Genomic DNA, 13,889 nt, shown 5'->3' with positions numbered 1-13,889 from the left:
CCGGAATGGTGGCCGGTGTTTGATCGGAATGGCGGCCGGCTTCACGTCGGAATCCGCAGGCGCATCTCGAGCGCAAGCTGCTGCTCGGCAACCGCAAGGCGGATAAACACGCTAGGTAGCGCCTGCCCAAGCCGAATTTACGCTGCCTCACCCCAGCCATTTCTCATAGTCGGCCACCAGCAGGTGCACCGGGGCGACATCCTCGTCGATGTTTGAGAAGCGGCCGATCGGCTCGCGGAAGACATTGTCGGTGAGATCGTCGTTGACGGTCGACACCTCGCCGATCAGCACGTCCTTGCCCTCGGCCCAGAAGGCATGCCAGACGCCGGGCAGCAGCGTGACGCTCTGGCCAGGGTCGAGCTTCAGCAGGCCGCCCGCCGGCAGCCTGTGGATGGTTCCATCGACCGGGACCGACACTTCGGCCCTGGGGTCGATGCCGCCGTCGCGGTCGTGCATGAACAGTTCCAGCACCAGCTTGCCGCCACCCCGGTTGATGATGTCCTCAGCCTTGATGTTGTGACGGTGCATCGGCGACAGCTGGTCCTTGCGCGAGATCATGATCTTCTCGGCATAGAGCATGCCCATGCCCTTCTTCATGTCCTCGTAGCGGCCGTTGCGCACGGTGAACAGGAAGAGGCCGAGCTCGTCGAATTTTTCCTGGCCATAGTCGGTGATGTCCCAGCCGAGCCGCGAGGTGAAAATCGCGGATGAATCAACCTGGCGCGCCTTCATCTCCTCGGGCGACCAATAGGCGAAGGGCGGCATGATGTAGCCGAACGAGCGGATGAAAGCGTCGGCTTCGCGGATGATGTCGTTGATGGCGGAGCGTTTCATGATCGTGACCCTTCGTATCAATTTTTTCGACAAATCGCATAGCCGAACGCCGCCGCGGTGTCGATCCATCTCGCCGTTCCCGTGCCTTGCGCCACGCGCCGATGGCCCACCGATCCGGTCCGCTGGCCGCGTGACATCACGCGCTTTCAGGCTCATAAACCCTGCGAATTCTCACAGGGATAGAAGATGCCGACCGTCCATGACCTTGATACGCCGTCGATCCTGATCGACGCCGCGCGCGCCGAAGCCAACATTGCCCGCGCACAGGCCCATGCCGACAGGAACGGGCTGAAGCTCAGGCCGCACATCAAGACGCATAAATTGCCCTATTGGGCAAAGAAGCAGGTCGCGGCGGGTGCCGTTGGCATAACCTGCCAGAAGATCGGCGAGGCCGAGGTGATGGCCGATGCCGGGCTGTCCGATATTTTCCTGCCCTACAACATTCTCGGCCGCGCCAAGCTGGAACGATTGAAGGCGCTGCACGGCCGTGTGACCCTGTCGGTGACAGCGGACAGCACCGACACGCTGGAAGGGCTCGCGGCCACTTTCACCGATGCCGGCCATCCTCTCCAGGTGCTGGTCGAATGCGACACTGGCATGGGCCGCTGCGGCGTGCAGACGGCTGATGAAGCTCTGGCGCTGGCAAGGCTGATCGACAAGGCCGGTAGCCTCGCTTTCGGCGGGCTGATGACCTACCCGGCCGCCGGCCGCGCGACCGAGGCCGAAGCCTGGCTCGCCAATGCCAAGCAGGCGCTGGCCGCTTCGGGTCTCGCCTGCGAGCGCATCTCCAGCGGCGGCACGCCGGATATGTGGCGCTCCAGCGATGCCTCGGTCGTCACAGAATATCGGCCAGGCACCTACATCTATCTCGACCGCTATCAGGTCGCCAAAGGCGTCGGCACATTGAACGATTGCGCGCTGACGGTGCTGTCGACGGTGGTCAGCCACCCGACACCAACACGCGCCATCCTCGACGCCGGCAGCAAGGCGCTGTCGAGCGACACGCTCGGGCTAAAGGATTTCGGCGAACTGCTCGGCGCTTCCGACGCAAGGGTCACCGGGCTCAGCGAAGAACATGGCACTGTCACGCTTTCCGGTAACGCGAAGCTGCGCATCGGCGAGCGCGTGCGCGTGGTGCCCGACCATTGCTGCGTCGTCACCAATCTGTTCAACTCGGTCAACCTGATCGACGGCGAGACCGTGCTCGAAACGCTGCCGGTGGCAGCGCGCGGACTGATGGCCTGAGCGCTACGGCCGGCAACAGATGGATCAGACCGGTTGCCGCTCCGCCTGCCGAGCCGCTACCCGCCGCATGGCGATCACCCGGCGACGGCGAATTTCGGTGCGCATCGCCATCAGGTGCAGCGCGAAGAACAGCGCCGTGAAGCCGACAGCCATGACCAGCAGCGGCCAGAGCAGGCTGGGGTCGATGGTCGGGCCGTCCAGCCGGAACACCGAGGCCGGCTGATGCAGCGTGTTCCACCAATCGACCGAGAATTTGATGATCGGTATGTTGATGAAGCCGACCAGCGTGATGATGGCGGCGGCCCAGGCGGCGCGGCTGGCATCGTCGAGCGCACGGGTCAGCGCGATGATGCCGAGATACATCAGGAACAACACGAAGACCGAGGTCAGGCGCGCGTCCCACACCCACCAGGTGCCCCACATCGGCTTGCCCCAGATCGAACCGGTGATCAGCGCCAGCGCGGTGAAGACGGCGCCTATGGGCGCGGCCGATTTCAGCGCGACATCGGCCAGAGGGTGCCGCCAGACCAGCGTGCCAAGGGCCGAGACCGCCATCAGCGAGTAACACATCATGGCGAGCCAGGCGAAAGGCACATGGATGTACATGATGCGCACGGTGATGCCTTGCTGGAAGTCCTCAGGCGCGGCGAAGCTCATATAGAGGCCGACGGCGAGGACGAGCGCGGCGATCGCCGCCAGCCATGGCACGATCTTGTCGGCCAGCCCAACGAAGCGCGTTGGGTTGGCGAGGTCCATCCAGCCGCTCAGGCGTGAAGTCGTGTCGCTCATGCGGCTTTACATAAACCGTCGGCGCGATCGGGGCAATCGAGGGGCGGTGTCGCAGGCTTGGTTACCATCCCCTTGCGGGGAGGGTCGCTGCGAAGCAGCGGAGTGGGGGGCGGCGCTGCCCCCACCCGGACCTTCGGTCCGACCTCCCCACAAGGGGGAGGTAAGGATGATATTTACGCGGCCTCGCCCTGCACGGAGCGGCTGAGGCGGCGGACTTCCTCGTCGTTGAGCAGGCCGCCGGCACGCAGCAGGCTGGCGAAGCGGCCGTTGCGCAGCGACAGTTCGGCGAAGCCGCCCATCTCGACCACCCTGCCCTTGTCCATGAACACGACCAGATCGGCGTCGCGAACGGTGGTCAGGCGGTGGGCGATGATGAAGGTTGTGCGGTCGCGACGCAATTCGTCGATCGCTTCCTTGACCCGGTCCTCGGTCTCGACGTCGAGCGCGCTGGTCGCCTCGTCGAGCACCAGGATCGGGGCGTCCTTGAGCACAGCGCGAGCGATGGCGATACGCTGGCGCTCGCCGCCCGAGAGCTGGCCGCCACGTTCGCCAACCACCGTGTCGTAACCGCTGCTCTTGGCCAGGATGAAGTCCTGCGCGGCAGCTGCGATGGCCGCGGCATGGATCTCGTCATTGCTCGCATCGGCACGACCGACGCGGATATTGTCCTCGATCGAGCGGTTGAGCAGCCCGGCATCCTGGAACACGGTGGCGATCGAATGGCGCAGCGACTTGCGGGTCACGGTCCGGGTATCGATGCCGTCGATCAGGATGCGGCCCGTAGATGGCGAGAAGACGCGCTGCAGCAAATTGATAAGCGTGGTCTTGCCGGCACCCGTCGGTCCGACGATGGCGACGGTCTGGCCGGCCTGCACCTCGAAGGACACGTCGCTGACGCCCTGCCCCGAATTGGCGAATTCGAAGCCGACATCCTCGAAGCGGACATGGCCGGTGACATTGGTGAGGTCGCGCAGGCCATCCGGCTCGGCGGCATCGGCGGCCGAGTCCTCGAGCTTGTAGAACTCCTCGAGCTTGGCGCGAGCCTCCGAAATCTGGTTGGCGAAAGCCGACATCTGGTCGAGCCGCGAGATCAGCAGCGTGGCGAAGCCGGTGAAGGCGATGACATCGCCAACGCGCAACTGGCCGTGGGTCACCAGATAGGCGCCGATCAGAAGCACCACCATCATCGAGATGGTAGACGACAGGCGATTGAGCGCATTGGCGATGGCCCACCAGTCGAGCACCGGGTTCTGCGCGTCGAGCAGGTTCTTGACGTATTGACGCAGAGTCTCGGCCTCATGGCCAAGGCGGTTGTAGCTCTGGAGAACGGCGACGTTGCTCACGGAGTCCGTCACATGGGCGAACACCTTGTGGTAGTGGCGCTCGACGGCTGCCTGGCCCGCCTTGGTGCGCTTCATCACCAGACGGCCGATGCCGACATAGAGCACGCCAAGCGCGAGCAGCACCATCGACATACGCACATCCATGCTGAGTGCGGTCGGCACGAGCAGGACGAGCGCGACAGCCGTGGACAGATGCTGGCGCATGAATTCGAGCCACAGGCTGAACAGCGTCTCGACGGCACGCAGCAAAGTGTGCAGGGCGTTGGACGTGCCGCGCTGATGATGCCAAGCGAGCGGCATGGTTATGACGCGCTCGAAGGACTGGCACAGCACTTCGCTGCGCCGGGCGTGAGCAAAGCGATCGGCGCCGCGCGCCACCAGGACGAAAGCGATGACGTTGAAGGCGCCCAAACCAGCCCACACGGCGAGCGTGGAGAATACCGAGCCATGCTCGGAAATGGCATCGATCACCCGGCCGAACATGATCGGTTCCAGGATGGCGATGGCGGCGAGCGCGACATTGGCGCCACAAATCAGCGCGACGCGCCTCTTGTCGGCGGCCAGATAGCCCAGCGCTCTCCAATAGATCTGCAGAAGTGACACTTCAGCTACTCCGCCAATTCTCTACTGTGCTCAATGCCGTATTGTGCACTGCACCATTGCTTGACACGTAACGGTTGACGCGTCGCAAAACAATGCCCGTCTATCGCTTCCGTTCCGATTTAGCGAACAAAAGATGACGACGATGCGAAATCTGACGTGATCACCTAACGGTTTGAGATAAAAGGTGAAATGTCAGCCTTGCGGCAAAATCATGGCAGCGGATGACCAGTGCCACATTTTTAATCACAGCAGGCTCGCATGACTGGCCAGGCGACGCCAGGCAGATGCCGTCAGCGATCGCGGGCAAGTAAACATTGGCGGCATCGCGCGTCCCGAAGGACGCGCGACCTGTTGAACTAAGATATTGATTTTACGCCGGTATCTTGACCACGACTTCGGTCTGGGTGCCAGCCTTGGGTTCGAAGGAAGCGGACTTTGTTTTCGAACCATCGACTTCAAGCGAGATCGTCTTGGTTTTTTTGTCGCGAACGACATGAACCTTGATTTCGGCGCCCAGCATCTTGAGCGAAGCCTGGTAGCCATCCCAATGGCTGGGCAATTTCGGCCGGAACGTGATCTGCTTGCCGCGCCGTTCGATGCCGAGGATGCCTTCCACCGCAGCCCGGTAGAGCCAGCCCGCCGAGCCGGTGTACCAGGTCCAGCCGCCGCGCCCGCCCTTGTCGTCTCCGGCATAGATATCGGCGGCCACGACGTACGGTTCGACGCGGTACTGCTCGGCCGAGGCCTCGTCGGATGCGTGGTTGACCGGGTTCAGCATCGAGAAGCAGCGATAGGCTTCGTCGGTCTGCCCCATCTCGGCCAGCGCGATGACGAACCACGTCGCCGCGTGCGTGTACTGGCCGCCATTCTCGCGCACGCCCGGCGGATAGCTCTTGATGTAGCCGGGGTCCTTTTGCGTCTTCGAGAAGGGTGGCGTGAACAGTTTGACGATCTTGAGCTTGTCGTCGACGAGCAGGCTGGTCGCCTGCTGCATCGCCGTCGTCGATCGTGCCGGGTCGCCCTCGCCTGAAAGCACGCTCCAGGACTGGGCGATGGAGTCGATCCTGCACTCTTCGGAGGTGCGCGACCCCAAAGGCGTGCCGTCGTCGAAACTGCCGCGCCGGTACCACTCGCCGTCCCATGCCGTGCTCTCAAGCGCCCGCTTCAGCGCCTCGGCATGCTTTGCCCAGGCCTGCGCGCGCTTGCTGTCGCCTTCGCTCTTGGCGACGGTGGCGAAGTCGCCAAGCGTCTTCAGCAGGAACCAGCCGAGCCACACGCTCTCGCCCTTGCCGTGCTCGCCGACACGGTTCATGCCGTCGTTCCAGTCGCCACCAAGGATCAGCGGCAGGCCGGCCGGACTGCTGCGCTTGATGGCAAGGTCGAGCGCTCGCGCGCAATGGTCGTAGAGCGACACGGTCTTCTTCGAGACTTCGGGAGTGAAGAAGGCGTCATGCTCGCCCTCGCCGAGCGCCTGCCCATCGATGAAGGGCAGTTGCTCCTTGAGGATGGCGGCGTCGCCGGTCACACTGAGATAGCGAGCCGTCGCGTGGGCCAGCCAAACCACGTCGTCGGAGATCATGGTGCGCACGCCAGCCCCGGTGCGCGGCAGCCACCAATGCTGCACGTCGCCCTCCGGGAACTGCCGACGCGCGGCGTTGAGGATCTGGTCACGCGCCAGTGTCGGATCATGCGCCAGCAGCGCCAGCGTGTCCTGCAACTGGTCGCGGAAGCCGAAAGCGCCGCTTGCCTGATAGAAAGCCGAGCGGGCGCGGATGCGGCAGGCAAGGCTCTGATAGGGCAGCCAGTGATTGACCATGGCATCGAGCGCCTTGTCCGGCGTCTCGACCTGGATGGTGTCGAGGAAGCCGCGCCACTCGCGCTCATTGTCGGCCAGGCGCAGGTCGAAATCCTTGCCTCGGTGCGCTTGCACCAGCGCGCTCGCCTGCGCGGGGGTTTCGGCATCGCCGAGCAGCCAGAGCAGCGTGACGTCGCCGCCGGCCGGGATCTCGACGTCGCGGGCGATCGCCGCGCAGGGATCGTCGCCGGCTTCGACACGGCCCGAGAGGGCCGCACCGGTCAGCACCGCCTGCGGCAGCTCGCTGGATCCGTGCCGGCCGAGGAACTCCGAACGATCCGTCGTCACCGAATGGACAGCGGCATCGGCGGCGAGGAAAGCCACCCGCTCGCTGAAGTCGAGCCCATAGGGGTTTTGCGCCAGCAACGCGCCAGTCGCCCCGTCGCGGGAGGGGACGATGGTAGCGGCCGTGCGCGACCGGTGTCCGCCCAGCACCCATTCGGCATAGGCGTAGACGCGCAGCCGCGCCGGCACCGAGCCTGAATTCTGGATGCGCAACCGCGTGATCTTCACCGGATCGACGGGGTCGACCACATGGGTCAGGTCCATCGACAGCGGCCCGCGCCTCGAGCGGAAGGTGGAGAAGCCCTGGCCGTGCCAGGCCTCGTAGGTCATCGAAGGATCGCGCACCACCGCGGCGATCGGCGAGAACGCCCTGCCGCTGGTCTGATCGTAGATGTAGATGCCCTCGCCCGGGCGGTTCGAGACCGGGTCATTCGACCACGGCGTCAACTGGTAGTCGCGGCTGTTGCGGCTCCAGGTGAAGGCAGCCCCCTCGGCGGAGGTGTGGAAGCCGAACGAGGCGTTCGCGACGACATTGATCCAGGGTTGCGGCGTGGTGCGCCGGCCAGCCAGGCGCACCACATAGTGCCGCCCGTCGCCGTCGAAACCGCCAAAGCCGTTCCATTGGCTGAGGCCCGAGCCATCGGCGCTGACATCCGCCACGTTTTGCGAGGCGAATGCGTGCGCAGTCGGCGCCGGGATTTCGCGCGGAGCCGGCAAGCCGGACGCCGGCAGTCCATCGCGCGCCTGCAAGGCAGCCGCCTCGGCCCGCTCGATCTGATCGAAGATGGTGCCGTTGCGCGTATGCAGCACCACCCGGGCGACGGCGAGCAGCGTCTTGTAGGTGGTCTCTTCCATCAAGTCGCGGCGCACCGCGAAAATGTGCTGGCGGGGGCCGAGTTCCTTGCCGCGCAGACGGCTGTTTTCACACAGCGTCTCGACCGCGCGCTGCAGGTCCTGGACATAGGACGAGGCCTGCTCGTTGACGACAACGAAGTCGATCATCATGCCGCGGGTGCGCATATATTCCTGGAAGCGCAGCGCCTGCGCCACGATTTCCAGATCGGCGACGTCGCCGATCCTGACCAGGAAGATCGGGAAATCGCCCGAAATGCTGGTCGGCCACAGGCTCGACTGCTTGCCGAGGCCCGAAGCGATGGATTCGGCCGGCAGGCGCAGGAACGCGTCGGGGTAGATCAGGTAGCGCGCCAGTTTCTGCACATTGGCGGCGTCGGTCAGGCTGAGGCTCATATGGCGGGTCTGAACCTGGCTGCGCGTCCAGGCAAGCATGGCCTGGCGGGCAAAGCTCTCCTGATGGTCGAGGCGGTTTATCGCCTCCTCCAGCTCGGTGCGGTTGGCCCCGACCACGGTCCAGAAGGTCAGCGATACCTTCTTGTTGGCGGGCACGCGCACCTGGCGGCGCAGCGAGGCGATGGGATCGAGCGTGAAGCCCGAATGACCGCCGAGCCTGGCGCCCGGATCGAAAGCGGCGGCATCGACGATCGAGCGGCCACGGCCGATAAAGGCGCGCCTGTCGGTCTCGGCCTCGGCGTCGCGCGCCGGTCCGGATGGATCGGTGACGAAATGCGCCAGGGTGATATCGGGCTCGCTGGTTTCACGCTTGCGGCGCGTGGCGAAGATCGCTCCGTTGTTGGCGGCGATCTCGGTCTCCACGAACATCTTCGAGAAGGCCGGATGCGCGTTGTCGGAGGCCTCCGAACCCAGCACCAGCTCGGCAAAGGACGTCACCTCGATGAAACGATCGGACGTGCTTTCATTGTAGAGCGTGATGCGACGGCCTTCGCCATTGCCTTCGGAAATGACGATGCATTCGACCTCGGAGCGCAACGTGCCGACCAATTTGACGAAGCTCGCCTTGTCGTCGGAGAACAGGGTCTGCACCTTCTCCTCGGCCGCGCGCTTTGGCTCCGCCGTTGCCGACCACCAGTCTCCAGTGCTGACGTCACGCAGGAAGATGTAGGAACCCAGACGGTCCTCGACCGGGTCCGGCTGCCAGCGCGTAACGGCAAGATCGCCCCAGCGGCTGTAGCCGGAGCCGGTTGCCGTCACCATCACCGAATAACGGCCGTTCGACATCACATTGGTCGAACGCAGCGCCCGCAAGGGATCGAGCACGATGCGGGTGTCGGGGCTCTCGGTTTCGGTCTCGTCCTTGGCGCGCTCGTCCGCCTCGGTCCTGACGGTCGCGGTCGGGATGTCGCGCGGCGCCCTTTCCTGCAGCAGGAGTTCAGCCGATTCAATGACCGGGTCGCTGTGGAAACGGTCGCGCAGGCGACCCTCGAAGATCGCGTCGGCGACCGCCGCGATCGACATGCCTGAATGGTGCGCATAGTAATTCAGCACGACCGCGTGGTTGGTGCCCTCAGGCACGCGCTGCGGCGTGAAATCGACCGCATCGTAGAAGCCATGCGGGCCAAGCGCACCGATGTCGCGCAGACGCGCCAGATTTTGCACGGCTTCGCGCGGGTTGAACTGCGCCGCCAATATGGTGGCGTATGGCGCGATCACCGTGTTCTGGCCAAGACCGCGCTTCAGCCCAAGCCCGGGCACGCCGAAATTGGTGTACTGGTAGGTCAGTTCGCGGTCGCGGGCGTTGTAGGCCGCTTCCGAAATGCCCCAGGGCACGTTTTTCTGGCGGCCGTACTGGATCTGGCGCTTGATGATCAGCTTGCTGGTCTGGTTCAGGATCGAGCCCTGCGCCTCCTTCATCACCAGCGGCGGCATCAGATATTCGAACATCGAGCCCGACCAGGACATCAGCGCGCCCTGGAAGCCGATCTCGACGATCGGGCGGCCGAGCCGGAACCAGTGCTCGGTCGGCAGGTCGCCCTTGGCGATGGCGAACAGGCTGGTCAGACGCGCCTCGGAGGCGAGAAGGTCGTAGCAGCTTTCGTCGAGCTGGTGCTCCTCGACCCGGTAGCCGATCGACAGCAGCTTGCGTTCCGGCCGCATCAGGAAGGCGAATTCCATCTCGAAGGCGAAACGACGGGTGCGCTCGCGCAAGGTCAGGAGCTTGGCGCGCAGCGCTTCGACGGCGTTGTCGTCGCTGTGGGCATCGTGGACATGCGCCTCGCAAGTGGCTTCCAGCCGCGCCGCCCAGTCGACGATGACGTCGCTCGGGGCCGAGGCCGCCTCGGTGTGGATGGCGGTCGCCAGCTTGCGGATCTCGCCCGCCAGCACGGCGAGGTTGATGGTGCGGATCGAGGCCATTTCCGGCTGCGCCTTGATCGTCTCGACGGCGCGCCGCATGCCGTCCAGGCGGTCGACGAGACGCTGGCGCAGAGGCCTGAGTTGACGGCGGTCGTCCGGCAACTCGTCAAGGCTTTCGCTCAGGATGGTCACCGTGTCGAGAATGCCTTCGAAATCACCCTGGAGGTGAACGGAAGGCGCTTCCGCCCATTCGGCGCAGGCCGCAGCCACCGCCACCAGGTGGCCGGCGAGATTGCCGCTGTCGACAGCCGAAATATAGAGCGGGTAGAGCGGCTTCAACGTCGTGGTGTCGTACCAGTTGAAGAGATGGCCGCGGTGGCGCGGCATACTCTCTATGGTCGTCATAGTGGCGTCGATGCGGGTGATGGCATCCGACAGGCTGATCCAGCCGAAATCGCGCGCCGAGACCACCGACAGGAGATAGACGCCGACATTGGTCGGCGACGTGCGCGGCGCCACGACCGGTGCCGGGCTTTCCTGGAAATTGTCCGGCGGCAGATTGTGATGCTCCGCCGTGACAAAGCTTTCGAAATAGTGCCAGGTGCGCCGCGCAATAGTGCGCAGCGTGTGGATATCGGCCTGTGATATGCGCAGCCGGTCCTCGGTTTCGGCCGAGCGGCTGATCCAGCTGGCGATCGCCGGCGAGCCGATCCAGAACAGGGCGAAGAAGAAGGCGACGAAGGCGCCGGTGGAATCGGCCAGCACCGGAATGGCCAGGCCGACGAAGCCGATGATCACGGCGCCGTACATCATGCCGTAATAGGAGCCGACATCGTTGTCGCCGGCCTTGTGCGCCTGGGAAGCAGTGCGCCATTCCAGAAGATTCTGGCGGCTGACGAACAAGCGGTAGAGCGTGCGCACGATGGCGTCGCCCATCATCCAGGCGTTGTGCGCCATCAGCACGATCTTCAGCGCCACCATGGCGGTGCCGAAGGCGACGTCGCGCGCCAGCGCCGAGAAATGGCCGCGCGGCGTCTGGTCGCCGCTCTTGGGCAGGATGGCGTTGACGACGTCGAAGGTCGGCGCCATGAACAGGCTGAGGATCAGCAAGGCCTGCCATTGCGCCGCCTGCGTGAAGGGCAGCAAGGTCCAGCCGGCGATCGCAGCCATCACCCAGAAGATCGGCGTCAGCGAGCGGCGCAGATTGTCGACCATCTTCCAGCGCGACAGGGCCGGAACGCCGGAGCGCGGGTCGAGGATAAAGCCCAGCAGCTGCCAGTCACCGCGTGCCCAGCGATGGTGGCGCGAGGCGTCGACCGAGTAGCGGGTCGGATAGTCCTCGACCAGTTCGACGTCGGTGACAAGTGCCGCGCGCGCCAGCGCGCCTTCGAGCAGATCGTGGCTGAGGACGGTGTTTTCCTCGATGCGGCCTTGCAGGGCGGCTTCGAAGGCATCGACGTGATAGAGGCCCTTGCCGGTGAAAGACCCGTCGCTGAAGACATCCTGATAGAGGTCGGAGACGGCGAAGACATAGGGGTCGAGGCCGCGATTGGCCGAGAACACACGCTGGAAGAACGAGGCCTCGTCGCCTGATGTCAGCGAAGCGGTGATGCGCGGCTGCAGGATCGTGTAGCCGGCGGTAACGACGCGCCTGGCGGCGTCGAAATGCGGGCGGTTGAGCGGATGGCAGAGCTTGCCGACGAGGCTTGCCACCGCATCGCGCGTGGTGCGCGTGTCGGCGTCGAGCGTCATCACGTGGACGACTTTTTCCGGCAGCGGCACATCGAGCGGCAGGAACGTGGTGTCGCTGTCGCCGCGCAGCAGAAGATCAAGCTCGTGCAGCTTGCCGCGTTTGCGCTCCCAGCCCATCCAGGCCCCTTGCGCGGCGTTGAAGAGGCGGCGGCGGTGCAGGATGTAAAAACGCGGCGCGCCTTCGCTGGGGTAGCGGGCGTTGAGACGGGCGATCTCGGCCCGGGCATATTCGAGAATCTCGGTGTCGGCCGCATCGATCTCGATCTTGCTGTCGGGCCAGTCCGACAGCAGCGCGAAATGAATCTCGTCCACCAGATTGGCAAGGTAATGCACTTCGAGGTTCCGGATGTTTTCCTCGACATCGTCGCGCGAGCCGATGAGCGAAGGCACAACCACCAGCGTGCGCGCCTCTGGCGGCACACCGTGCCTGTAATCGTAACCGATCAGGCGCGTCGGCTTGAGGAAGAGCGAGACAACGGTGTTGAAGAAGGCCAGCGCGCCTTCGCTCGCCGGCACGGCAAACAGCGCCAGCATCAGGACGATCGAAGTCACCGACAGGCCGAGATTGGCCAACGCATTGCCGGTGAGGACAAGAAGCAGCGCCGTCAGCGCGAAGACCGGCAGGACAATGCCCAACCATCCGGTCTTGGTGAAGGTCCGCTTGACCGTCTGGCTGATGGTGGGCCGATAGTCGATCGCCTTTTCCAGCTCCAGACGGCGCGGACCGACCAGGAAGAAGCCGACATCGGTATGCACGGACGGAGCAGGAGCGGAACCATCGCCATCGCCGGCCGATGCGTGTTCGCTGGCGGCGTGCTCACCAATGGCCGGGCCCGCCAGTTCGATTGCCTTTTCGGCGACGCGGTATTCCGACAGGTTCGAGCGGCGCGCCAGTTCCTCGATCGCGGTGCGGTATTGGTCGCGCGAGAAGAAGTCGAGCGCGGCAAAATCGGTGCGCTCGCGCAGCACGGTGTCGATGCGGCTGACGCCTTCGAACCACACCGTCCAGTCGACGTCATTGATGAGGCGCAGGCCGCGGATGATGTTGCCGGTCGTCACATTGCCGCTGGACAGCGTGTGGTGCTCGGAGATGATGATCTCCTCGGCATCGGAGCCGGTCTTTTCGAGCTCGCCTTCCAGCCATTTCAGGGCCTTGCCGGCATTCTGCGAGCCATCGCGCAAGCGGTAGAGAAGCTGCGTGGCAAAGGTGGTGTCCTGCGCATGGGCGCTGAAATTGGCGAGGATCGCCTGGCGGTCGGCGCTCTCGTCGGTCGCCAGTACCTTGTCGGCCACATCGTTGGCGATCTGGCGCATCTGGCGCGTGCGATTGACCCTGACGGCCAGCCGGCGAAGATTTTCGATCAGCACGAAGCGCAGAAGCGATGGCAGCGCCCAGAGTTCACCGATCTTCAGCGGTTCGACCGACTGAAAGCCCTGGACGATGGACTTGAACATGGTCGCCGAGACGGAACTGTCCGAATGCGCCACATAGGTCCAGGCTAGCGCCAGCGCGCGCGGCACGGTGCCGCCATCGGGCAGTTTCAGGGTCGGCAGCTGACGATAAAAGCGGCGCGGCAGGTCGCGCTTGACCTGGAAAATGGTCTCCTCGACCAGATAATTGTTGTCGAGCAGCCATTGCGCGGCCGGGGTGATGGTTTCACCCTTGGCCTGCGCCGCATTGGTCGAACGGTAGACTTCGAGGATCTTCTTGGCGCTGTCGCGGATGCGGGCCTGGAAATCGAACGGGATCAGGCCGAACAGGTCGGCGAGATCACCTTTGGCAAGGCTTTCGCCGAGCAGCCGCAGGCGCTCCTCCGGCAGGAATGTCGACCTTATCGGCTCTTCCGTGATGGCCGGAAAGCTCGCGCTTGTCTTCTCGATCTGGGCAGGATTCGTCTGAATATTCATTGAAAATTCCGTAAGCGGGCACTCAGCGGCGTCACCGCCACGGCAATGGCCCTAAAACCGGTTCAAATGCAATTGGTTGCATCAACCCCTATGCCCGAAAGTTTGTT

At 64.4% G+C, this 13,889-nt stretch carries 5 protein-coding genes; 1 reads left to right on the top strand and 4 read right to left on the bottom strand.

The window, feature by feature from the left end; genetic code table 11:
• Positions 1–147 precede the first annotated feature (147 nt).
• On the bottom strand, positions 148–834 hold the full coding sequence (locus tag QQK95_RS09680) for a D-lyxose/D-mannose family sugar isomerase (RefSeq protein ID WP_284271469.1): 687 nt from the start codon (positions 832–834) through the stop codon (positions 148–150).
• A gap of 186 nt (positions 835–1,020) precedes the next feature.
• On the opposite strand from QQK95_RS09680, the gene QQK95_RS09675 reads away from it, so the two are divergent.
• On the top strand, positions 1,021–2,079 hold the full coding sequence (locus tag QQK95_RS09675; RefSeq protein ID WP_284271468.1) for a D-TA family PLP-dependent enzyme: 1,059 nt from the start codon (positions 1,021–1,023) through the stop codon (positions 2,077–2,079).
• A 24-nt stretch (positions 2,080–2,103) separates the two neighbouring features.
• Here QQK95_RS09675 and QQK95_RS09670 read toward each other — a convergent pair whose 3' ends face one another.
• The 3 genes from QQK95_RS09670 to QQK95_RS09660 form a co-directional block, all read right to left on the bottom strand.
• Positions 2,104–2,868, bottom strand: a complete 765-nt coding sequence (locus QQK95_RS09670) for a heme ABC transporter permease (RefSeq protein WP_284271467.1) — start codon at positions 2,866–2,868, stop codon at positions 2,104–2,106.
• A 173-nt stretch (positions 2,869–3,041) separates the two neighbouring features.
• Positions 3,042–4,814, bottom strand: coding sequence for a glucan ABC transporter ATP-binding protein/ permease (locus QQK95_RS09665; protein WP_284271466.1), 1,773 nt, complete (start codon positions 4,812–4,814; stop codon positions 3,042–3,044).
• Positions 4,815–5,184: 370 nt separating this feature from the next.
• The gene (locus QQK95_RS09660; protein WP_284271465.1) at positions 5,185–13,782 is read right to left on the bottom strand and encodes a GH36-type glycosyl hydrolase domain-containing protein; all 8,598 of its coding nucleotides are present in this window, start codon (positions 13,780–13,782) and stop codon (positions 5,185–5,187) included.
• Between the last annotated feature and the right edge of the window lie 107 nt (positions 13,783–13,889).

The organism is Mesorhizobium huakuii (assembly GCF_030160235.1).
In the GTDB taxonomy this organism is placed as follows: domain Bacteria; phylum Pseudomonadota; class Alphaproteobacteria; order Rhizobiales; family Rhizobiaceae; genus Mesorhizobium; species Mesorhizobium huakuii.
This window is presented reverse-complemented; position numbering and strand designations above follow the sequence as displayed.